The organism is Dulcicalothrix desertica PCC 7102, assembly GCF_003991905.1.
Lineage (GTDB): Bacteria > Cyanobacteriota > Cyanobacteriia > Cyanobacteriales > Nostocaceae > Dulcicalothrix > Dulcicalothrix desertica.
The window spans coordinates 49,833-74,939 of record NZ_RSCL01000004.1; the positions used below are offsets into that span (position 1 = coordinate 49,833).

The 25,107-nt window shown below is 35.5% G+C and carries 18 protein-coding genes; 2 read left to right on the plus strand and 16 right to left on the minus strand.

From position 1 onward, the window contains the following. Positions 1-46: 46 nt before the first annotated feature. Complete coding sequence (locus DSM106972_RS09440) at positions 47-523, minus strand: orange carotenoid protein N-terminal domain-containing protein (protein WP_127080471.1); 477 nt, start codon at positions 521-523, stop codon at positions 47-49. Positions 524-810: 287 nt separating this feature from the next. Here DSM106972_RS09440 and DSM106972_RS09445 point away from each other — a divergent pair, with 287 nt between their 5' ends. Together DSM106972_RS09445 and DSM106972_RS09450 are read left to right on the plus strand one after the other, a co-directional pair. Continuing rightward, positions 811-3,432: a CHAT domain-containing protein gene (locus tag DSM106972_RS09445; protein ID WP_127080472.1), complete on the plus strand. Its 2,622-nt coding sequence runs from the start codon at positions 811-813 to the stop codon at positions 3,430-3,432. Between the two features lie 145 nt (positions 3,433-3,577). Further along, positions 3,578-4,357, plus strand: a complete 780-nt coding sequence (locus tag DSM106972_RS09450) for a DUF928 domain-containing protein (RefSeq protein ID WP_127080473.1) — start codon at positions 3,578-3,580, stop codon at positions 4,355-4,357. A 231-nt stretch (positions 4,358-4,588) separates the two neighbouring features. Here the strand turns inward: DSM106972_RS09450 and DSM106972_RS09455 are convergent, their stop codons facing one another. The 15 genes from DSM106972_RS09455 to DSM106972_RS09525 all read right to left on the minus strand — a co-directional run bounded on the left by DSM106972_RS09455 (position 4,589) and on the right by DSM106972_RS09525 (position 25,091). Then, positions 4,589-5,335, minus strand: coding sequence for an ABC transporter ATP-binding protein (locus DSM106972_RS09455; protein WP_127080474.1), 747 nt, complete (start codon positions 5,333-5,335; stop codon positions 4,589-4,591). Next, complete coding sequence (locus DSM106972_RS09460) at positions 5,336-6,139, minus strand: ABC transporter permease (protein WP_127080475.1); 804 nt, start codon at positions 6,137-6,139, stop codon at positions 5,336-5,338. A 207-nt stretch (positions 6,140-6,346) separates the two neighbouring features. Continuing rightward, positions 6,347-8,566, minus strand: a complete 2,220-nt coding sequence (locus DSM106972_RS09465) for a CHASE2 domain-containing protein (protein WP_127080476.1) — start codon at positions 8,564-8,566, stop codon at positions 6,347-6,349. 117 nt (positions 8,567-8,683) lie between these two features. Then, entirely contained in the window at positions 8,684-9,682 is a 999-nt protein-coding gene (locus DSM106972_RS09470) for a GDP-mannose 4,6-dehydratase (RefSeq protein ID WP_127080477.1), read from the minus strand. A 57-nt stretch (positions 9,683-9,739) separates the two neighbouring features. Next, a complete protein-coding gene (locus DSM106972_RS09475) occupies positions 9,740-12,088 on the minus strand; it encodes a hypothetical protein (RefSeq protein ID WP_233787712.1) in 2,349 nt (782 codons plus the stop codon). After that, positions 12,070-12,780, minus strand: a complete 711-nt coding sequence (locus tag DSM106972_RS09480) for a class I SAM-dependent methyltransferase (RefSeq protein ID WP_127080478.1) — start codon at positions 12,778-12,780, stop codon at positions 12,070-12,072. Before DSM106972_RS09480 ends, DSM106972_RS09475 begins: the two co-directional genes overlap by 19 nt. Before the next feature lie 20 nt (positions 12,781-12,800). Beyond that, a complete protein-coding gene (locus DSM106972_RS09485; RefSeq protein WP_158632797.1) occupies positions 12,801-13,787 on the minus strand; it encodes a glycosyltransferase in 987 nt (328 codons plus the stop codon). Positions 13,788-13,912: 125 nt separating this feature from the next. Further along, positions 13,913-15,079 (minus strand): glycosyltransferase family 4 protein, encoded by a 1,167-nt coding sequence (locus DSM106972_RS09490; protein WP_127080480.1) that lies wholly within the window; start codon positions 15,077-15,079, stop codon positions 13,913-13,915. After that, positions 15,079-16,029, minus strand: coding sequence for a class I SAM-dependent methyltransferase (locus DSM106972_RS09495; protein WP_127080481.1), 951 nt, complete (start codon positions 16,027-16,029; stop codon positions 15,079-15,081). The genes DSM106972_RS09490 and DSM106972_RS09495 overlap by 1 nt, the downstream gene beginning before the upstream one ends. Next, positions 16,022-18,346 (minus strand): glycosyltransferase family 4 protein, encoded by a 2,325-nt coding sequence (locus DSM106972_RS09500; protein WP_127080482.1) that lies wholly within the window; start codon positions 18,344-18,346, stop codon positions 16,022-16,024. Before DSM106972_RS09500 ends, DSM106972_RS09495 begins: the two co-directional genes overlap by 8 nt. Next, on the minus strand, positions 18,343-19,653 hold the full coding sequence (locus tag DSM106972_RS09505) for a class I SAM-dependent methyltransferase (protein ID WP_127080483.1): 1,311 nt from the start codon (positions 19,651-19,653) through the stop codon (positions 18,343-18,345). Before DSM106972_RS09505 ends, DSM106972_RS09500 begins: the two co-directional genes overlap by 4 nt. 111 nt (positions 19,654-19,764) lie before the next feature. Then, positions 19,765-21,603: a methyltransferase domain-containing protein gene (locus tag DSM106972_RS09510; protein WP_127080484.1), complete on the minus strand. Its 1,839-nt coding sequence runs from the start codon at positions 21,601-21,603 to the stop codon at positions 19,765-19,767. Then, on the minus strand, positions 21,596-22,885 hold the full coding sequence (locus tag DSM106972_RS09515) for an ABC transporter ATP-binding protein (RefSeq protein ID WP_127080485.1): 1,290 nt from the start codon (positions 22,883-22,885) through the stop codon (positions 21,596-21,598). The genes DSM106972_RS09510 and DSM106972_RS09515 overlap by 8 nt, the downstream gene beginning before the upstream one ends. Positions 22,886-22,911: 26 nt before the next feature. Continuing rightward, positions 22,912-23,988, minus strand: coding sequence for a GDP-mannose 4,6-dehydratase (gmd, locus tag DSM106972_RS09520; protein ID WP_127080486.1), 1,077 nt, complete (start codon positions 23,986-23,988; stop codon positions 22,912-22,914). 203 nt (positions 23,989-24,191) lie between these two features. Then, a complete protein-coding gene (locus tag DSM106972_RS09525; RefSeq protein WP_127080487.1) occupies positions 24,192-25,091 on the minus strand; it encodes a glycosyltransferase family 2 protein in 900 nt (299 codons plus the stop codon). Positions 25,092-25,107 lie beyond the last annotated feature (16 nt).

Consider the following 25,107-nt stretch of genomic DNA (forward strand, 5'->3'; position numbering starts at 1 on the left):
AGCCAGGAATCTAAAAAAATTATTTACATCACGTCTTTACAACAATCTAATTATTAGCAGAAGAGCTGCCCATGCTGAATGCTACGTTACGGGAGAATTCTACACGCTCTTCAAATTCGAGAGATTTAACTTGTTGTGTGAATTCTTTGGTGTTTTCTGGAAGTTTATAGTCTTCAGGAACTGGAATAGCTCTACCATCTTCCATAGCTTGCGAGATTCGTAACCACACGTCAAGCTTGGCACTTGGGTCTAGACCACCGTACAGTTGACTAATTTCGGAATTTGCGTGACCTGCGATATCACGTTGTGCTTGTAGCTGTTCTTCCTTAGACATTGCAATAATTCTGTTGAATACTGCTTCTGCGGTAGCTTGGGAAGATGGACTATTTGCAGGTGTAAGATTTTCTTTTAAATCGAGATAGCCAAACCAAAACAATGCTAGTTGAGTGTCTACATCAAAGTTTTGGAAAGTTTCGATAGCTTTTTTAACTTTATCACTGGCTGCAAAGTAAGATGTTGTCATAATATTCTCCGATTGCTTTCTTAAAAAACCCTGATAATTACGGGTTTTTTGCTCTACACTCTCAACATCATAAGAACCTGCCAAATGACATTAACCTTGCCTTAGTTAGATTTACAGTTAATTACTATTGACAGATGTTCGTAATATTTTTAGCGTTAATATGCTTCTTATTAAATGTAATTGAATTTAATAAATTAATTTAACTATTCTCATTCGACTATATCAAGAGCTATAACAGTAAGAATAATTGAATACTTTGATTAATGAGAATATAGTCAAATTTACTGATGTTAAAATTCAATCGGAATAAATACGTAAAGTCTACCAAAGCAAATAATATTCAGAAAATCTTTCTGCGCTTTAGCTTAGGGTTGTTTGTCGCTATCTTAACAGTGATGCTAAGTAATAGCGGTTTTATTTCCAATGCTAGTTTTGCAGCAGCACCTTCAGGACAGCAAACAGCTTTTACCTCAGTCGCAGAACTAGTACGAGCTGGGAAAAAAAGCTATCAAGCTGGGCAGTTTGCGAATGCGATTGAATTATGGCGCCGAGCTTCCGAGCTATTACCACAAGGTGATACCATCAATCAAGCGGTTATATTAACTAATTTAGCGTCTTCATATCAACAATTCGGAGACTGGCAACAAGCTAATGCTGCCATATCCCAAAGCCTTAAGCTACTGGAAAAAAGTACTAATCAAAACATTTTAGCAGGCGCCTTGAGTATTCAAGGTAGTTTACAGTTATCTCAAGGACAAGCAGAACAAGCACTGTCAACATGGGAGTCAGCGACGGCAATATACAAGAAGTTAGGAGATAAAGCACTTACTGCACGCAGCTTATTGAACAAGTCGCAAGCCATGCGAGCATTAGGAATGTATCGACGTGCGAAAGAAACTCTCTTAGAAGTTAGTCAAAATCTTCAAAAAGAACCCGACTCACAGCTTAAAGTCTCAAGCTTATTTAACTTGGGTGATACATTACGGTTAATGGGTGACAGAAAAACCGCTACTAGTACACTACAGCAAACTCTGGAACTCGCTCGAAAGCTGAATTTAAAAGACGATATCAGCTTGGTGCTACTCAGTCTGGGAAATAATGCACGTGCAGAACAAGATATTGATGCAGCACAAGAATACTATAAACAAGTCATTGCTGCGTCTAACCCTAATATTAAGCTACAAGCGCAATTGAATTTATTACAATTATTCGTAGAAGCCGAACAAACAGATGAAGGATTAACGCTTGCCAAAGAAATTCAACCACAAATTGAGAAGTTATCTAACTCTCCTAGTCGAACTTCTATTTACGCACAAGTTAATTTTGTACAAAGTCTCAAAAAATTGGGTAGAGACGCGATTAATCGCGTCTCTACAGCACAGATTCTTGCGACTGCTGCTCACAATGCAGAAAATATTGGTGATAAAAGAGCGCAATCTTATGCATTAGGTTATTTGGGGGAACTTTATGAACAAACACAGCAATGGAGTGAAGCGCAAAAGCTAACAGAGAAAGCTTTGAATTTAGCGCTTTCTAGTAATGCACCTGATATTGCATACCGTTGGCAATGGCAATTAGGGCGCCTGCTCAAAGCGCAAGATAATATACAAGGGAGCATTGCATCTTATAATGAAGCCGTTAAAACTCTTGGCAATATTCGTAATGATTTGGTATCAAGTAATGTAGATGTTCAGTTTTCGTTTCGCGAAACCGTTGAACCTGTATATCGCGAGTTAGTAAGTTTGTTACTACAGCCGAAGCTTATAGCTAGTAAAACAAACAAAGCGGACGTTAGCCAAGAAAATCTCAAAAAAGCACGCGAAGTTATCGAATCATTACAGCTAGCTGAGTTAGATAACTATTTTCGTGAAGCATGTTTAACCGCACGTCCGCAACAAATCGATCAAATCGATAAAAGTGCAGCAGTAATATATCCAATTATTCTCAAAGACCGTTTGGAAGTAGTTCTTTCAATACCAAATCAACCACTGCGTCACTACGCTGCTGTAATGCCACAAGCAGAACTTGAGAAAATATTTGATAGAATGCGTCGTTCGCTACATCGAACCTCAAGTCAGAAAGACCGACTAAATATAGCGCAACTCGTATATAACCTACTAATTTCACCTGCCGAAGCTGACTTACAACGTAATAATATCAAGACTTTGGCGTTTGTTCTTGACGGCGCCATGAAAAACTTACCAATGGCGATATTATACGATGGGCAAGAATATCTTGTAGAAAAATATAATTTGGCATTAACTCCAGGTTTACAGCTATTTGCTCCTCGTCGTCTCGAATCACAACAGCTAAAAATACTTGCAGGTGGACTCAGCGAATCACGACAAGGTTTTGTACCCCTACCAGGAGTTGAGAGCGAAATTAAACAAATCAAGAACGAAATTTCCGCACAAGTACTATTGAACAAAACTTTTACTACTCAAGCAATTGAGAAACAAGTTAATACATCGCGTTATCCAGTTGTTCACCTCGCAACCCACGGTCAATTTAGCTCGAATGCTGATGACACTTTTGTACTAACTTGGGATAATCGCATTAATGTAAAGCAGCTTGGAGAGTTGCTACAAAACCGAGCTTCGGATAGTAATAATGCAATTGAACTATTAGTATTAAGTGCTTGTCAGACTGCTGATGGTGATAAACGCGCAGCTTTAGGACTTGCGGGTGTTGCAGTACGTTCTGGCGCCCGTAGTACTGTAGCAACTTTATGGTCAGTAGATGATACATCAACTTCGGCATTTATGGTTGAGTTTTACAAGCAACTTGCCAAACCAAACATGACTAAGGCAGAAGCATTACGAAATGCTCAAATTGCGCTACTCAAACAACCTGCTTTTAAGCACCCATTTTACTGGGCGCCGTTTGTTTTGATAGGTAATTGGTTATAAAGTCCAAAGCGTGGTGTTAGTTTTCATCAAATATTGGGAATTATAAAACTGCGACTAGATAAAGCCAAACCAGTAAAAGGTGCCTACCTATTAATTCAAAACAGTTTTTAATTGAAAAACTTTTAAATACATACGAACAATAAGTATGAAAATATACGCAAAAATCAGTAAACTCTTAGTATCACTTTTACCAATTTTATTGCTCCAATGTAGCTATGTCGTGCTTGTCAACCCAATGCAAGCGCAAGCACAAACAGCGAAGCGCTCGAAGGTAACATTTGAACCACCGAAAGGACAACCGGCGCCAAAGGTAACATTTGGTGGTGGAACTCGCAACGGTCGGGTTGATAGCGATTTGTGCCCCCAAGCGTCGCGAACTATAGCACGTCAAAATGCGGGTGTCAAATCAATGGTTCCCTTGTTACCACAGTCAAAGTTAGGGTTAACAACTTCGTCACATCCAACGTTCATGGTATACGTACCAAAAACGAATGCCAAAGAATTAGAGTTTAAGTTAGAAGATGCTCAAGCCAACGAAGTTTATCAAACTACAGTTAAATTAGGCGCCACTCCTGGTTTTGTAAGTTTTAATTTGCCAGAAAACCATCGTGGTTTAGAAGTTGGTCAAGATTATAAATGGGTAGTTGGCGCCATTTGTCAATCAAATAGTAGTGAATCTCGATTTGTCGAAGGTGCTGTACGTCGATTTGAAGTTAGTAGTGCATTCAAGGGTCAGTTGAATAGAGCAAAAGCTTTTGAACAGGTGGTGCTATACGGAAAAGCTGGAATTTGGTTAGATGCAATTTCGAGTCTTGCTGTTATTAAACGTAATCAACCTGGTAACGCTGAAGCTATTACTGCGTGGAGAGACATGCTGCAATCTGTCGGTTTAGATGCAATTGCTGAGGCGCCGATTTATAATTAAAAGTAAGGTGGCAGTGCCCACCCTACATTTTGTAATAACATCATTGAACTTGTTAGCAACGGATGATGAACGGATGTAACGGATAGGTGATTTTAAATAACTAAACTTTGTTTGTAAAGAAAAAATTATCCGTTACATCCGTTGTATCCGTTGCTAACCAAAGCTTATAGCATGAACCACTATATTACTTTTGCGTAAGGCTGATACAAATTTTGAGCATAATTTTCTAAACTAATGATGAATATTTGATGATTTATTTAAATAATAATCTACAGCTTGCTCGGCTTTACCAATAAATTTAATTTTTCCTTTATCTAACCATATAGCTTGCTTGCAAGACTTTTTTACAAACTCTAAATCGTGAGATACTACTAGGACGGTTGTATTTTCGTTCCAAAATTTACTCATGCGTTTTTGGCATTTGTTTTTAAAACTTTCGTCTCCTACTGATAATACTTCATCTAATATTAATATATCAGGTTGTACATCTGTTGCAATTGCAAATCCAAGCCTAGCCACCATTCCAGAAGATAATCCTTTTACTGGAACAAGAGCATAATCTTGTAACTCGGCAAAATCTAAAATTGATTGCGCTCTACCACGCATTTCTGCTTTAGAAAAGCCTAACATAATACCATAAAGAATAATATTATCAAAAACTGAAAGTTCTCCGTCAAATCCGGCTCCCAATTCAATTAAAGGTGCTATTATACCACGTGTTTTAAGACTGCCATGTGTCGGCGCCAAAATTCCACAAATAACTTTTAATAGTGTAGATTTTCCGGCGCCATTTGCTCCAATAATCCCAATTTTATCACCAGTATTAATTACTAAGTCAAGATTATCTAGTACTAACCTCTTTGCTGCCTTACGATATTTACCCTCTAAAATTGATAAAATTGTTTTTTTGAAGTCGTAAGAAAATTCTTCTTGTGTTCTTCTCCACAAAGATACTTGATTTAAACGTATTGCTTCCATTTAGAGTAAATCCATAAACTGATGTCGCCATAATTTAAAGCAAAACCAACCTATAGTTAGCATAATTATGCTACTAATTAACGAATGAGCGATTAAATGAAAATCTGGTAAAGCACCTGATAAAGTGATTTGACGTAGACTTTCAATGATTGGAGAAAGAGGATTTAAGTTTAAAAAAGGTTTAATATGTGGTGATACAATTGCCGCTGGATAAAATACAGGACTACTTATCCATAATACAAATACGACTAATTCATAAAAATATGATAAATCTCGAAAAAATACATACAGCGCACTAACTACAAAACCAACTCCTGTACAAACTAAAATTAGCCCAATAAATGGAAAAATAAGTGCAAAAATGTTAATTATGCTTTTAGAATTAATTAAAGTCATTAAAGCTAGCAAAGGAAACACGGCAACTACAAACTGAAATATATTTGCCGCAATCATAGAAACCGGAAAAATACTGACTGGTAATTGTATTTTATTTAATAAACTTCCATTGCCAACTACACTACCTAGTGCTTGGGAAGTAGAAGCAGAAAAAAAGTTGATGACTACCAACCCTGTAAAAGCAGCTAAAACATAATTAATAATCGAGTTATTATAATAAGATGCAAAGGTGGCGCCGAAAATAGCTGTGTATAATCCAGTCATAATTAAAGGATTCAACAGCGACCAGTAAACTCCAAGTAGAGAACCACGATAACGAGTCTTAAGATTTCTTTGTACTAAAACACTAAGTAGTTCCCAGTAACGCTTAATTTGTTTTTGCTTTAAACTATTAACATTACCAACCATATATATAAATCCAAATTTTATTTAGACTGGTATTACGATACCTGTGGTTAGTAATAATTTTCTTAACCAAACCAAAGTTACCAAAGCTTAATTAGCTTGTAAAGTATATAAAAATACCATTGACATAGAAAAATGCCTCTATAACTAAAAAAGCTACTCTATAAGCCGAAATGGCGCCGACTAAGCTACAAACCCTGTACTGTGATATTATTGAACTTGTTTAGTAAAATATTGGGCGATTTCTGATGGTAACGCAGTAAAGCGAATGTGTGAAGTTGTTTGATATGAGTCTAAATGTTTGATAACCTTGGCGTAAATATCTTGTTTTGCCAACTGTTCATCTTCAATATATAAATATATTTGAATATTGATTAAAGTTGATAAAGGCCTTTTTGTTCTTAGTTCGGCGCCGTTTAAAGCCGATAATTTAGTTATACTACCATAGTAGATTTTTTCAGATAGATGTTTCTCTTCGACTATCCGGTATTTACAGGGTATTTCTTGAGTAAGAGAAATAAATTCTTCTGCGAGTTTATTTAATGTGAGATTAAATTTGCCACTAATAGCGCCAATTTCATAAATGGTGATAGGGTATTTAATACCTTTTGGCTGCACTTGCATTTCTTCATTGATTTGTAGGGGAGATTTAATTGCTTTGAGAGTATCTTCGGAGATTAATATTTGTCCACCCACTGTATATGTTTCAATTCGTGAAGCTAAGTTGACATTTGAACCCATTACTGTATATTTAGCTCGCTGTTTGGAACCAATATTACCTGCTACTACTTCTCCTGTGTGAATTCCAATTCCCATACCCAAAGCTGGTAAATTCATTTCGGCTAGTTGTTTATTAATGGGTTCCATTGCTAACTGCATTGCAATAGCACAAGCAACTGCTTTTTCTTGATGCTCTTCGAGTTCTACAGGGGCGCCGAATATTACAAAGATACCATCCCCCATAAAATCATTGATAGTGCCTTTGTATTGATTAATTACATCGGTCATTGTACCAAGGTAAAGGTTAATGATTTCAACGATTTTTTGAGGGGAGACACGTTCGGAGAGAGCAGAAAATCCCCGTAAGTCGGATATTAATAGCGTTGCTTGTACCATTTCACCCCCTAACTTTAACCCGGATGGCGCCTCTAAAAGGGCAGTGACAACTTCATCACTGAGATAGCGTCCAAAGGTGTGTCGCATGGAAGCTGTAGAACGTGCGATATATCCAGTTGTCACCATAGCAGAACCAATTAATCCTAAAAACCCAGGAACCACAGGCAACCACCACCCTAATAAAAATGCTATGTAGCTGCTGCCAATAATAGCGGCACCTATTGTTAGTATTAATATATTAGTTAATGCAAAATTAATACTTCTATTTTTATACCGACGTACCCAAATTACAGTTGAACCAGTTATTGACCAAAAAATTATCCATAACCATTCTTTTGTATCAGCCCAAAACTTGATTTGCGGGCGCCCATCAAGAGCGGCACTAATAAGTTGGCTGGTAACATCAGCATGAATAAATACGCCGCTATTACGTCTAACTACTGAACCGAATAACCCATTACTATAGGGAGTAAAGAAGTAGTCACCTGCACTTTCTGCTGTGACACCAATTAAAACAATGCGGTTGCGGGCAAAATTTGGAGGTATTTTTCCTTCTAAAACCTCGCTTGCCGAAATCGTGCGGAACCCACGCTTTAAGTTCCGAAAATTTGACAGAATTTGATAACCCCCTAAATCAGCATGAACATAACCACCATCGTTTGCTTTAAAGGGTGTAAATGTTGCTTTGCCTAACTTTAATTTGTTGTCAGCAGCATCGACCATTTCTAGGGTGATGTTTTCTGCTTCGAGATATAATAGTGCTAATTGGGCGCCTAACCCTACAACCGTTTCATCGCTTTTGGTTTTAATAGACAATAAACTGCGGCGGATTTTGCCATCAGGGTCTGGAACAAAATCATTAGAACTTACTTGTCCTAATTCGTATAGTACAGGTGGAGGGTTAATAGCGACTCCATAAGAACTGCCAATAACTTTTTGAATACCAATAAGATTGGGTGTTGTTTTATATACGTTAATTAATTCTTGATGACCGGGTTCTACAGGCAAATCTCGGTAAATATCTAGACCTATTGCGCGCGGTTGCTGCTGTTTGATATTGGTAATCATTCTTGCTAGTTTGGTATCGGATATCGGTAAACCATGCTTTCGCACATCTTCCTCGTTTACCTCGACTATTACTACACGCTCATCTACTGGTTCGGATGGGCGCCTGCGAAAAAACTCATCGAGTGCAGCTAACTCAAATGGCTGTAATAACCCCGCATATCGCAAACCAATCAATAGACCTGCGACAGCAGGAGCAGTAAGCAAAATACCACGTAATTGCCAGATTCGTTTTTTGAACGCGCGCATAGCCTGTATGTTCTACTAAATATTGGGGGTTACAGCTACAGAGTTCCCAAAAATTAGCTGTAACTAACAATCTTGTGGGATGGGCATCCTTGCCCGTCCCAAAATATACAATAACTTTTAAGTAGAAACCAAGGCGCCTTCAACGTGTGATTCTTTACCACGCAACTCTTGTAAATCATGGTCAACCATCAACTCGACCAACTGCTTAAAAGAGTATTGAGGTTTCCAACTGAGTTCAGCTTTTATCTTATATATACAGCCAACTAGCTGCACTGGTTCATCAGGACGATAAAAAGCTGGGTCTACAACAACATAATCCTGCCAATTTAAATCCACATAATTAAAAGCACACTCAACTAAATCTCTAACTGAGTGAGTTTCGCCGCTAGCAATAATAAAATCATCTGGTTGTTCTTGCTGTAGCATCATCCACATAGCATGAACAGCATCTTTGGCATAACACCAATCACGTCTAGCATCCAAATTACCAAGTTTTAGTTCCTTTGCCAAACCGAGTTTTATCATTGCTGCAGTGCGGGTAATTTTCCTAAATACAAACTCTGTACCGCGTCGAGGAGATTCGTGAGTGTAGGTTATACCGCAACAAGCATAAAGATTATACTGCTGTCTATAGTTAACAGTCATCCAATGCGCGTAAGCTTTAGCAACACCATAAGGGTTACGGGGACGAAAAGCAGTGCGTTCGCTTTGAGGTGACTCATCAGGTTGTCCAAACACTTCGCTACTAGATGCTTGGTAAAATTTTGCATCGGGTCTACAGCGACGAATTGATTCGAGTAAGCGGGAGACACCAATTGCGGTATACTCAGCAGTTAAAGCTGGTTGTGTCCAAGAAAGAGGAACGTAACTTTGGGAAGCAAGATTGTAAATTTCCGAAGGCTGGGTTTCGGTGATGACATCCATTAAGGAACATTGGTCAAGTAAATCGCCAGATACTATTTTGATTTTATCAAACAGGTGGCTAATGCGTTCTAGGTTACTAGTGCTAGAACGACGAACCAAGCCAAATACCTGGTAGCCTTTTTCGAGAAGGAGTTCGGCAAGATAGGAACCGTCTTGTCCTGTGAGTCCTGTAATTAGTGCTTTTTTAGTCATGCTAATGGCTTGAATAGAGTAATGAGTTTATGCAAAACACAAATAATTAAAAATCTACTAATTATTAATTGGTTCTATTACTAGTTTTCTAAAGTTAACAGACATAGCTCTATTATCACCAGGAGCAAATGTTTTTTGATTTCCATTCCAGTATTTATACTTAAAAACTATGTGATTAATACCTTTAAGTGCTTGTAGCTTTATTGCGTTGTCTATAATAACATCTTTTTTCAAATTTTTAAAAGCTGTTTTGGTTTCCCCGTTTAATTCAACAACTACATTTTGAGCTTGAATTGGGTTACTAAATGTGAAAGATAACTTTAATAATTCAGATTCAGGCATTTTAAAAACAATATCGGTATTTGCTCCTAAAGCCCAGCGCCATTTCTCGGTTGCAGTTTCTTCAATAGAACTAAGTCCATTTATTGATATAAAGCTATTTCTTGAAGGCGATGTAAGAAGGTTCCCTTCTGCAAAATCAAGTATAGGCTCAAACTTGATACTAGCTCCTAATTCTAAATTTACTTGACTTCTCAGTTCAGAATATTTAGGAATAAATTTGACTTTGCCTGCTGCAAGTATTGTTGTTTCAAATACAGGCTGACCAAAGCGTTTATAAAATTCTTGGACACAACTTTCAGGTAATAAATCAGTATAAAGGTTAATACCAGCAAAGTCATTATACTTATAAAAATCTGTGAAAAAAGACCATTCATGAGAACGAAAACATCTAGCTAATTGGGTTGCTTTCATAATATCTGGGGAGTTAGGAATTAATAACTTTTGCCAGCCAGCTTCTAAATAAGAGTTAAGTTGAGAAGGATGTAAACGACCAAAGTACTGACCCATAACTTTTTTTTCATGGAATCTTCTTAGAGCAAAAATAGAACCATTTTTCGAGTAATAAGGACATAAACCTGCGCCAGCACCAACTCCATTTCCTCCTATAATACAGAATGGCCAGTCGAGAACTGCTTCTCCTGGCTGTTGTTTTACATAATTCATGTACCTAAAGAAATTTTCATTTAATAAATGCGGCTGATAATTAGCCTTAAACGAATAAACTGTAAAAACTTCAGTACATGCTAAAATTACTAATATTCCAGCAACTAACTGCTTACTGGAATTTCGTAGCCAATTCAAGTTAAAATATAGCGCAAAAATACCAAGTATGATTGGATAAATTACTGTAGAGCGAGTAGCAAGTCGATTAAAAGCAAACCAAGGAAATATTTTTAGGGTTGGTAAGTTAGATGGATGATAAAATAAGCAAAGCAAAAATAGAACAATTAGGGGTATGAATATGATAATTTTTTTGCGTGCCTGCCACAATCCTAAAAATCCAATAATTACTATAAATAAGCCCGGACTTCCATCAAAAAATTGCTCAGATGTATCTTTCCAAATTTTATTTGAATCTAATATTTCTGGATTTAATGTTGGAAGATAAGGGATAAATAACCGTAAAGGATTTGCCCACCATGCTCCTGAATTTACTCCAGTGAAATCAAAACCTTTAGCTCCTCTAGTAATTTGAAAAATTAGAGGCAGGTATATACATGATAAAACAAAACAAAATCCTAGCAAAATAAAAGATATTTTTTTGTGTAAAAGCAAGTCATTTTTAATAATTACAAATGTATTATTAAATTTAATGATAGCTTTTAAAGGTGATGTAAAATATCTACGTAGTGCTATTAGAATAACATAAACTACGGAAATTATAAATGAAGTAAGTGAAAAACCTGCTATATACCCTAACTCTTGACCTAAAGACAATATCAATAAGTTTGCTCTCAGTATAATAATTGTGCTGGATAGTTTTTCTGTTAAAATAAATTTTCTAACTATAATAAAATCAGTTATAATGCTAAGTGTAGTCCAATGAATTACTGAATAAGCGAAATGACCTGGGTATTTATATATTGCATAAAAGTTACAGAAAGAAACTAGTAATCCAACACCAGTTGCCTTAGCAGAACCATAATATTTTACCAGTAGTACAAAACTTCCGAAAAATGTAATAACAATAGTTAAAATATAATATATTTGTAACCAGGGACCAACACCAAATAATTTATAAAACATCGCGTATAAAATATCTCTTTCAAAAGACCAGGGTTGGAATACTGAGTTAACTCCATACGGATAAAAAGCTTGATTATTTACTATATCCAAATGTGGAAAAGGTGTAAAATGGAGATTTTTTGAAAAATAAAATCCTGTGTATTCCCAATATTCTGCATCTCCTGCACCTGCAAGTGGATTTGAAAAATCTTTGATGACTAAAATACTAAAAGCAAAAGATAAAAACAATACAAGTAAAATTAGATACTTGTATTTTTTAGTAATGTTTTTGAATGTTGTATACATAATTAAAATGAATACTAATATGTTTTTTGCCAAATTCCTAATATAGACTTACCAATAGAATAATTAATGAGTGGATCGACTTTTTGAGACAGGGGTACCATCACTCTATCCCAAAGTAGTATTTGCTTTTTAGTTGGCATTTTACTTTTTAAAATAAATTTATTACCTAAAGAAGCAGCTAGTCCAATACTATCAATATATCTTAATTTAATGCACTTTAAGTTATTAGGAATGATTGAACTTAATGTTTGATTATCATAGCGGCGATAATGACCAATAGCTTTATCAAAATTAGTAAACAGCCACTGATGGGCTGGGGATAAAATTACTAAAAATCCATTAACTTTCAAATGATTAACTGCGAATGTAGCTTCTAACTTGTCATCTTCAATATGTTCAATTACGTCGATATAGATAATTGAATCGAATTGCTCTTCAAAGTTTAAATCCGATAAATCACCTATCTTGACATCACAACATTGAGGTATTAAATTATTATGGATAGATAATTTAAGATTACTTGCTAATACTGAATCAGGTTCTAGACATAGCCAGCGCTTATAACTTCCCTGGCAAAGTATTTCGGTGTTTGAACCAGTACCTGCACCTACCTCTAGCACCTCATTGCCTAAGAAAGGTTTTATTAAATCGCTCCAGTAGGCTTTCCAATTACGAGCATGACGGAATAACTCTAGTTCAGAACCGATGTAAGTATAGTTAGTCATATTGGTAACAAGCTTAAATACTAAGTTAAATGTTGATTTTTTATGTAGTCTATAGAATTAAGTTTTTTAACACCTAAAACGAAATAATGAAAGTCACGTGTTGGCAAAAATACAAAGTTGTTTTTCCCATTTAAAATCAAAAATATAAAAGAAAAAGATATAGTCGCAAGCTGTAAAAAAATAATAAAAGAAATACCTGCAATGTACGGTGCCCAATCTGGAACGGCGATTCTAACTATGTAAACTATAGCAATGATTAAAATACTCAACAACATCAACATTACGGCTGCAATTAATGCTTTAGTTCCGATAATGTCGCCGTATATAGAAATTGCACTAAGACCATGCATTACTAGAGATACAAAATTCATCTTAGATTTTCCTGCAATACGACAACTACGTTTACATGGAATACTTGTAAACGGAATACGCGCTTTTAAAATGCCAGCAGCATAATGATTCCATATCTCTGATACTATCACAATTCTTTGTAAACTTATAAAAGGAACAATGCTAAAATTACCCATATCGATGTACTGACCTGTAAGTAATTTGAATGCATATTTATACATTTGATAAAATAATCTGAATAATACAGATTCTGATCGCTGAGTACGTCTAGCAAATACTATTTTTTCATATTTTTCTTCCATACATTTATAAATAAGTTTGGGAATATCTCTTGGGTCATCTTCTCCATCACTATCCATGACAACAATTGCTTTGCACTTTACGTTTGCTTCAAGAAATGCTAATCCTATAGAAATTGCTCTTTGATGACCAAGATTTCTTTTTAAATCTAACATGTAAATTTGATTAATAGCTTTGGTTTCACATAAGTCGAAAATTTCATGATAAGCAATTGTGGAACAATCGTTTAATATATAAATATCAACGTCAATATTTTCCTCATGCAATACTTGGTCTATTTTTGCAATTAGAATATTCAAACATTCCCAGTCGTTAAATACAGGAATTATGATGATGATAGGAGAAGCTCTATGCATATTCAAATTTATCATGAGTAATTAATTCATTTAAAATTAAAATGAAACTAAAAATGTTGGCATTGTATCAAATTTCTTTAGCATACCACATACCGCAAAGTCAAATAAACTAGAAACCGGGTTTCTTAAGAATATTTGACGCAATTTAAATACATTTGTTCTATATTGTCCCATCTATAATTATTTTCAACGAATTTCTTCCCCTGTCTTCCTAATTGCAATCTTACTTCTTGACTGATTATTTCTATAGCTACTTGAAACTCATCTTCGCTTGTGTACCAAACTCCACCCTGCGCTCTACGACATTGACCGACTAAAACATCGCATTTTCCGTTGACTAAAACTGCTTTACCTATTGACCATGCTTCTAAGAGTACAATAGAAAGGCTCTCATAAGGTGATGGCATTATTAGCAAATCACAGGCAGCTAAAGCATCCCATTTAGTTTGTTCATCAACAAACCCTAGAGTAATAATATCTGGATGTTTAGGTATTGGCATTGCTGGTTTACCAAGTAAAACCAATTTTGTAGAAGCACTTTCTTTTTTAGGTAACTTTAGAAAGTAAGTAAAAAGCTCTTGACATCCTTTAGAAGGGTCAATTCTGCCGACGTAGAGAAAAAATGGTTGATTTATATTGTATTTTTGCCGAAATTCATCTGGATTACAAGTTGATGGTACATCTATTCCTACCCCAGCAATTGGTCCTTCTAATTTAGCTTTAGGAAAACGCGCTTTAAGAAAATTGAGTTCTTCTAGTGTATTGAAGATGAATCCGCGAGGTTTTTCAAAGAACTTATCCCACATATTCATATAAATAGTCCATTCATTATGAGCCAAAGGAGCAAGATAAGCTTTTTTTGCTACTAATGGAAGGATGAAGTAAGTCGTGGCATATAAATATGTGAAAAAAATAAATGCATCGTACTCATGCTGATGATTTTTCACATAAGTAATCATTTCCAAAGAAAATGGTCCTTGTGCTTGCATCCATGCTTCTTGTTCTTCTATAGACGCTTGCTGCAAACGAGGAGATATATTGTCAGATAAACGATTGAATGATTTAATATCGCGCTGTTGCGTAACTGGAAAACGCCTGACTGTAACTCCTTGAATATTTTCAACTCCAGCAGTATAATGATTTTTCCAAGTTATATAGTCTAAAGCACAAGTTGTTAATATTTCAGTGTCCCAATACTTAGACATTTTTTGGGCAATCATTAAACAGAGGCTTTCAGCACCTCCATTAACTTCTAATCCACATCTTTGAACTACAAATGCAACTTTAGTCATTATTCTATTTCATCCGCAGGATAACTTCTATACAAAAAGGAAGGTTTTTTATTACCTCCTATATCCGTGTTAATTGCTTTCACAAAAATATATTGCCCTAAATCAAATTCTCTCTTTTTTAAAAGAGATGCTAATACATCAACTGAGCAATAATCACTAGTAGAATTTGCATGGACATCTGCAGAGAACATTTTTTCAATGTTAAATCCCAAATAGTTTAGCAATAGATGTAACTCATGCTTATTATATTCTCGATTGTGTCTCCCATAAGGGCCGTATGAAGAGTATGGGTCATATATATTGGCGCCACTAATCATACGAGCGACATTTTCTAATCGACTTACATTCGGGGTAGTCAGAATTAATACTCCATTTGGTTTTAATATCCTTTTAATTTCTTTGATAACGGCAACTGGGTCTACAAGCAGATGTTCGATAATTTCGCAAAATAAAACAACATCAAATTCATCATCCTCAAAAGGAAATTTATTAGATTCTATATTGAAATGACTTGAGTTTAATTGGGTTGACACGATTTCGCCAGAACTAACGTCTTTGTAAGTTACTTTCTGAGTAATTGAATTACCTATATCTGAACCAAAATAATTGGCTAGAACAAGTTTCAAATTAGTAAATTCTTGCAGTAATATAGTAGTAAAATAAGGATTGGCGCCTAATTCAAGACATTTACCAGATAAACCTTGTACTAATCCATAAGTATAAACAAATCGACGAAAATCTCCTCTACAATAGTTTTCCATTTCTTGAGGAGGTGCATCCTCGACTCGTACACAATTGAGAATATCAAACAAACTTTTCTCAGATACTCCTGGTGGTAAGGGCAACTCTGGACGTAAGGGAAATAAATTTTCCACTGGTTTTGACATTAAATTGCTGACTCGACCAATTTTTTTGAACAATTTACGCAATTTTATCATGTAATTATTCATGGTAATCTAGTTCTATTTGTGAAATCAAATTATCTAAAATGTTGTATATGTTTTGCGGTAAAAATCTATTTCTTATACGACACTGTGCTTTGATAATTTTTGCACGTAGCTTTTGATCTCGAACGGTTAGCTTCGCTAATGCTGCTATTTGAGGCAAATCATCTTTACTAGTAAACATGAACGCAGCTTCTCCTAATGTTTCAGGTACGGCAGTGCTTTTATAAGCTAAAATTGGAATATCAAACCACATCGCCTCTACTATTGGTACACAAAAACCTTCATGCTCGCTCATCGACCAGAACAAATGCGCTGTTCGATAATAAGCTAATAACTCAGCATCGTTTGCTTGTCCTGGTAAGAGTACAAAATCTCCTAGGTTCAATCGATTAATTGTATTAATTAAATGTTGGTAGTAAGGGTCACTGACATCACCATATCCTACAAGAATAATGCGTGCATCACAATCCATTGTTAAATAATGTGCGAATGCTTCCAGCAAATCATCTTGTCGCTTATTGGGAGCTAAACGACCCACAAACAGCAAATTAGCTTTACCGTCTTGTAACTTTTGCATTAGTTCAGCGTCTGCTAATATATCCCACTTACTTGGATTTACCATAATTGGCAAAACCCCTGGTTGAGAAAAACCACTCGCAGCAAGTTCAGCAGCATTATATTCTGAATCTCCAACTGATACCGGGAAGTACTGAGCTAGTTGCTTGAGGTCTGTCCGACCTTTCTCTAAAATATTTGCAAACTCTGGCCGATAAGGTACAAAAAATTTTGCGGGTGTAATATTATGGTAAATTAAGCACTTATGACTTGGATGAGCAATCGCAAAATCTGTTAACTCTGAGCCAATGGAATGATGGTAAATTAAGCCCGCTTTACGGTTTATACTCTTTGGATTAAATACTATTGCTTCGTCTTTGACTCGCTCATCTAGGTAACGAACAAAAATATCCGACTTATAACCGCAATTGCGTAAATAATCTCTAATTGCTATAGCTTGATTTGAGATTGCATCACCATAGGCAAGATTTGGCAAAAGTTGATGAATTTCTTGAAGTTTTCTAGCTTTTGGCTTTGTTGTAGCAACTGCTGGTTGTAAGGAAACTCCTAATTTATGTTCATAACGTTGAATAATTTTATCCCACACTGCATTTTCTTGAGCATAGATATAACCTTTAGTTCCTAAGTCAATCATCTCTTGTTCGCTGTTAGTATCTATGTGACTAAATAGTTCTGTCCATTCGCTTTCTGCTCTTGCTATCCAACCTCCACAAGCAGATGTTACAGCCATTGAAGTTGCTAAACAATCTCCGTGAACTGCAACAGGTCGTTTGTAAAACCAAGCTTCCATCATTACGCGCGAGTAGCTTTCGTTTTGGCTTGGTTGAAACAACGCAAAGCAGTTTGCTAACAATGCTTCTTTTTCATGTTCTTCAACCAAACCCAAATCGATTAAGTCTGGAGCAAAACCATTAAAAGATGTACTCCCAGGTCCTGCCAGAACTAATTTGAGATTCGATTGGTACTGCTGTTTAAAACTTGCAAAAGCTCTAATTAATAAATCTGTATTTTTCGTCGGGTCGCGACGACCTAAACAAAGTATAAACCGTTCTTGTTTTGGTTGAAAATTTTTTATTGTTATTTCTTGATTATTATACTCGCCTGGTTCTATTCCGGCGCCTACCACAGTACTTTTATTAATAATACCTGGGCCATATAACTTGGTTGCTAGCCTAGCTTCTCCCTCGCTAATAAATAGTAATGCTTTTGCTATATGGAAAATATTGGCAACTTGGGGTAAATAAGCATAAACCTCATCGTGCAAACAAGGTTGTAGAAAAGCCTTATTTGCAACAATTGGTAAGCCATTTAATATCACCCCATAAAGATAGGGTAAAAAAATAAAAGCGTGATAATTTTTATGTTGATCTTTTAAAAAATTTAGTAGCTCGGTGGAGTTAATATTTTCAGTAACAAATATGGATGATTCCTCTAAACTAACTGGATTAACTCCTGGTTGTAGTGGAGATGCCAAATTTAACATTAAACCATTAACTTGGTCAAAAGTGTTTTTATCACGAGAGTCAACTCGAAATCTACGAATTGTAACACCTTGTTCCTTTGTAACCGCTGCTTTTAGACTGTTAACGCTCCAATCTTGACTAAAGGCGCCGGAGCAAGTTGTTAATACTTCAACTTGATGACCTCGACTTGCCAGACGTGTTGCCACTTGCCAACCATGTTGCTCTGCTCCTCCTTTTAAATCCTTGCCAAACCAAGGAGTAACAATTGCGATTATAGTCATAACTTATACCCTACAACAGCGTAATCTTGTGCCCCGTAAAAATAATCATTAAAACGTTCAGCTTCCGCAGAACCACTCAGTTTTAGCGTTTCTGGATAAGGATGAAGTTTTAAAATATCCACTTTACAGAAACCAATAAATTCAGCAATAAATTTTATTGTAATACTGGGTAAAGGATTGCGATGAGTGGGGTCAATATAAAAATTATGGGTACCTACTAATACATTTTCTGGATTAGGAGTTTCAAAAATAACTAACCCTTCTGGTTTTAACACCCTTAATGTCTCAGTACATAACTTCAAAATATCCTCAAATGCTAAGTGTTCAATAATATGAAAACCTGTGACGGCGCCTAAACTTTCATCTGGTAATGACTGCATATACTTAATTACATCTTCTTCTATAACCTCTAATCCTCTATTTATACATTGCTCTAGCATTACACTATTAGTATCTATACCTGTTGCCGAGTATCCAGACTCGCGTAATAATTCCAACCATTCACCACGACCACATCCAATATCTAAAATAGGTGCATCAAATTGACCAATTTTTGCTTGTTCAATTAAAGGTAAATAAATATTAAATCTATTATAAATTTCTTCACGGCTGCCTCTAAATTTATCTTCAAATGCAACATATAAAGCATCAAGTGAATATTTATTGTCAGTCAAAATTTGCAGTTGAGCTTGGTTAAACTGGTTAGGTAAAAACTTTTGTGCTTCTTCTAAAAATCTTGTCATTAAATGCTTTTGTTGAGCTAGTTCTCTTTTTAGATAACTATCATTTCTGATATAACGTTCATCCATATACTGAGAACGCTTGTCCAAACTCTGAGAAAAGTTATCTAGAGTTTGAATTTGATTATCTAATGTTTTAACACTTGTTTCTATACTAACTAAACGAGTTGTTATTTCTGTTTTAAGCGTATTAACTTCTTCAGTCAACTGCTGATTTAATGCTACTGATTCTCGCAATGATTGAATTAAATTAAGATTTACTTCCCTTTGATCTTTAAAAAGGGTATTAAATGCTTTTAAAAGAAATTTTTCAATTATTTTACCTATATTGAAAGGGATACGACTAAATGTATCGGGTAATTTTGTACGTACAGATGCTCTATTACTTGCATTGTTTAGCAAAGCTTCTATATACTTATGCTTGATTAAGTTTACTCTTGGTTGAATATTTGCAATAAAAGGCTTAGATAAATTTTGCTCAATCCTTGATTTACGTTGAGCCACCTCATTTTCAATTCTTTGCCTTAATTCATCAACATCAATTTCTTTAATATTGGATTCTATCATTATTTACTCCTTATAAACAAAATAATGCTTTACATATATAAAACTTATTTTATACCAAAATAATATATTTAATAAATTATATATAAAATTTGGCGCCAACGAAATCTCAAACTAATTACTTATTATATCAATGTAAAGGTCTTGATATAATTCAGTCGGTTTAACATCAAACCAGCGCACGCCTTCCTGTACTAGTGTAATTCGTAACACATAACTTCCAGTATTAGACAGCGATTGTACCGTTGCCGAATATGTTCCTTTATTAACTTGATGTCCAAAAAGCTTTATACTCAAACCTTTATTTGTATACAAAACAGGAATTATTTTAGTTCTTTTGCCATCAAAAACAAGATACTCGTGATCTTTACTCATCCAATGGTATGAAATATGAACTGGATTTTGCCCACAGCTATTTAAAATAAATTCGCTGGTATTTTGAATCTCTAACTCAATTTCAAACTCGCTATCAACACTAACCATCATGGGATAAGATTTCACAAGCAAATTAATTTTACCTGGCAAGATATCAGGTAAGGGTGACATTTGTAATGTATTCTTTAACTGCTCGTAATTTAACTGTTGTTGGGAAGCAACTGCAAATAAGCTAGGAGCTTGACGCATTTCTTTAATAGAAAATTTATTGATTAAACTGCCACCAGGATTTTCTGGACATCCGAACCATAAATATACATACTTAAAGTATTTACTTAACTGCTTTTTCAAAACAACTGGTGATTGCTCATTAATATGCATGAGTTGCTCGTATCTTGAACGCGGTTCTTTAGGTAAATAAGCTCCTATAGAAGCTGCAATCTTTCTTCGACGTGAATACTCATATTTGTAATACCAAAGATTTGGAAAAGTATGTACAACAAATAATCCATCAGACTTAAGATGTGTCGCGACTTTTTGATACAGCTTATCTACTTCTTCAAAGGCTAAATGTTCTATCAAATCGGATGCAACTGCTAAGTCATATTTATGTTGTAATATAATATTGCATACATCATCACATATAAATTCCACGTTTTTTTGTAACTTATCTTCTTTTTCAAAACATTGTTTTGCCAATTTCATCGCACTTGGTGAGTAGTCAACAGATGTGACGGCAAAACCTTGACGAGCAAAATAGTAGCTTAGTTCTCCTCTTCCACAACCTAAGTCAAGTACACGACCAGATTTTTTAAAACTGGAAATATTCGCTACGGCAATCAATCTTGCATCTTCTAGTCGTTTTCCTTGATTTTTACTATAAGCATCAAAACCTCCACAATCCTGAGTAAAGTATTCATCAGTATAAGTTTGACGAATCATTAAGCTTGAAGAAGCTTTGCTTGTAAATTTATTAGCTTGGCTTAAATAATTTTCTGATACTTTTATAAGTAACTCTCCAGCATAACCTGGTATGACACCATACCAATCTAGTAAATCAACATTGTGAAATAAAAAATCGCTAACTGCCAGAAAATTTGGACGTGTCCAAAAATAGCCATCTACAAGTACATACCGTGCTTGCTTAATAGCTAATTTTAAATCATGAAAAGAACTATCACCATCTTGTTGTCCGTCAACATGAATTAAATCATACACATCACCGGGAAAAAATTCCATGCTTTGTGTATCGGCAACTATAAACTCGGTATTATATTGTTGGGTAATTTGTCTTGCCCAATCAATAGCTCCTTTAACTCCACCGTAAGAATCTGTATCTAAATCGATACCAACATACTTAGCTGATGGAGATGCTTCAAGAAAAGCTACTGCGGAATAACCAAAACGTACTCCTATTTCTAAAATGCTAGAAGGATTTAAGACTTTAGCTATTGCCCACTTTAATTTGTAATAATCAATCCAATCTTCAAAAAGATGGCTAAGTGGGTCGTTTTTGTTAGCTGTTTTTTGAAAATTGTATTCTGTAAAGTTTGCTTTTTGTATAATTAAATCAAACATAAGCTTGTTTTGAAATAGATAGAGATGGATATAAGTTAACGACTCCCGACCAAATAATAGAATTTTTATTTCTTAATACTTTGAAAGCACTAACATTATGAGCGTAAATTAATGTTCGTTCAAATAACCCCTCTCCATATCCTGTATCTGTAAGACCCACAGAAATTGTGTACTCACCTTCAATTAATGGCACGTAGAAATTAAATCGCAAATTAACAAAACTATTGCTTTCGACTTTGCCTATCTTTATTCCCATACAGTAAGTATTAGTTTCAAAAACCACTTCTCCTGTTTTATTCCTTATTTTAAAACCTGCGTGAGGATCATCGAATGATTTTAAAAACAATAATCCAATTGATATTTCTATTTTATCTTCGCTAATTATTGAATCTATTTCCTGGTTATTTTCATCTAACAAAGTCACAAATTTTAAATCTACTTCCGGTTGATTAATGACGACTTCATTGGCAAACGTATTAGATGAATTGGAGATAGATTCTGAGGAAGAAAGGATTTTAATTTCTAAAGATTTAGAATCTACATCATTTTTCTTTAAAAGATTTGCTTCATACAAATCAATGACCTGCTTTGGTTGGTTATCAAGTATTAATTTCCCCGACTCTAACAGCAATGCTCTTGTACAAAGTCTATATACCGAGGTAGAATCATGAGAAACAAATAAAATGGTTGTCCCCAAGTCTTTAAGTTGTCTTAGTCTTTCGTAACATTTTTGTTGAAAGTAAACATCACCTACTGCGAGTGCTTCATCTACAATTAAAATATCAGGATTAACACACACTGCTACAGCAAATGCTAATCTCACGAACATACCGCTAGAGTATGTTTTTACAGGTTGGTCAATAAAGTCGCCAATATCGGCAAAGGCTAAGATTTCATTGAATTTAGCTTCTATATCTTGCTGACTTAACCCCAAAATCCGTCCATTGAAAAACACATTTTGGCGCCCAGTAAATTCAGGGTTAAATCCACTACCAAGTTCTAAAAGCGCCGAAACTCGTCCATTCACCAACACATTACCAGTAGTTGGTGTAAGGGTTCTGGCAATAATTTGCAGCAGTGTGCTTTTGCCGGAACCATTTTGACCAATAATTCCTACAGTTTCACCAATGTGTACTTCTAAATCAATATTTTGCAATGCCCAAAACTCCTGGGCATAATTTTTCGTCGGTAGCAAAACCTCTTTTAGCTTATCCACCGGGCGCCCATAACGCTTGTAACATTTCGATACATTTTGCAGTGAAATCGCTAACTCGTCGCCCATGACACCATGCACACGCTCATAAACAACTAAATCATTGAGTTAACTAAGCTTTTCCGAATAATAGCATTATTAAGGGCAGTGGATAACTCACCCCCATCTGGAATTAAGCCTAGTGCCTGTAAATCAGCTTCAACCATTAACTTTACTAGTTGCTCAAAACTGACAGAAGGTTCCCATGACAACTTTTGCTTTGCTTTAGTTGCATCACCAATTAATAAATCTACCTCAGTTGGGCGCAAGTAACGAGCGTCGAACTCAACATAATTTTCCCAATTGAGGTTAACATACCCAAAGGCAATTTCCAAAAACTCTTGTACTGAATGCGTTTCTCCAGTCGCTACCACATAATCATCGGGTACATTCTGCTGTAGCATCAACCACATTGCCATCACATAATCTTTGGCATAACCCCAGTCGCGTTTAGCATCTAAATTACCCATATAAAGCTTTTCTTGCTTCCCTACTAAGATGCGGGCAATGGCTCGTGTAATTTTACGAGTAACAAATGTTTCACCGCGTCTCGGAGATTCATGATTAAATAAAATACCATTGCAGGCAAACAATCCATATGACTCGCGGTAATTGACCGTTTGCCAGTGAGCAAATACCTTGGCACAAGCATAAGGACTGCGAGGGTAAAAAGGAGTTTCTTCAGATTGCGGTACTGAGCGCACTTTACCAAACATCTCAGAAGAACCAGCTTGGTAAAAACGTACTTCAATGCCGGTTCTTTGCTGATAATCGCGTATTGCTTCTAATAATCTTAAAGTCCCCATGCCTACTACATCAGCAGTATACTCAGGAGAATCAAAACTTACACGCACATGCGACTGGGCGCCAAGATTATAAACTTCTTTTGGCTGAACTTGCTCAAGAATACGCCGCATCACAGTGCCATCGGTTAAATCTCCATAGTGAAGAAACAAACGCGCCCCTTCATTGTGCGGGTCAGTATAAAGATGGTCGATACGGTCGGTGTTAAAAGTCGATGTCCTGCGGATAATACCGTGAACCTCATAGCCTTTTTCTAATAACAACTCACTTAAATACGAACCGTCTTGACCCGTAATACCCGTAACTAGCACCCGCTTGCGCTCTGTCATATCCCTTTACCGCTTTCTACAAGCACTATGACATATTACAAGCTTTTTGGTTTCGCAGATAGTGGCGCCAACGAGTCTTTGCCTTTTACACTTCAATCTTGACTCTTGGTTCCACAAGACCCTTATAAGCTTTTAATGTTTCTTTTGCCGTTCTTTCCCACGTGAATAATTTTGCTCTTTCTTTGCCTTTTTTAAGTATCTAATCAGCTGCTTCTTCTAAACCATGACAAGTGAGGGAATAACCACCAAAATATAATTTTTAATAATAATTTCGCGGAAATTTGATTTTGGTAATGATAAAATTCTTCTAGGGTAGTATGAATTAAAACTTTAGTAAATTCCCTAAGTTGGGTGTTATCAAATTTGTTTAGATTAGTAGTTTCTTCTACTTTCATTAATGAATAAGCAAAAAGCCAACAATCAGGAACTCTACCAAATTTCTGTTTGAGCATTTGATTTATTTCACAATGAGCCTCTAATCTTTTACCTAAAGTTTTGTTGGTTTTGTACATACGAGAACCAGCAAATTTTTGAGGTACTTGATAAAAAGGAACATACTCGCCATAGCGCAGCCATAGTTCATAATCCATGCAATAATTAAGCGATGCATCTAAATTACCATATTTTTGAATTAAAGAACGTCTAAAAAATACAGCAGGTTGACTAATAAAACAAATTTCTTTTAAATATTGATAATTCCAAGATTCTGTAGGAAATTGCTGCAAAACTTGATCATACTCATCAATCCAGTCAGCGTGACCATATATCACTTCGATTTCTGAGTTACTTTCAAATAAGTGTTTAACGGTGCTAAATGCATTAGGATAGTAAATATCATCAGAATTAATCCAGGCGATAATCTCGCCAGAAGTTAAGGATATACCTTTGTTTACAGCATCAGCTTGCCCTTTGTCGGGTTCAGAAACCCAGCGAATTTTATCGCTATATTTTTGTATAACTTCAAGTGTTTCATCATCACTTCCTCCATCACAAATGATGTATTCCATATCAGGAATATTTTGAGAAAGTACGCTTTTAATGGTGCGATCTATAAAACGTCCCTGGCAAAAAGAGGGAGTAATAACACTAAATTTTAAATTCATAAATTGCTATATGTGA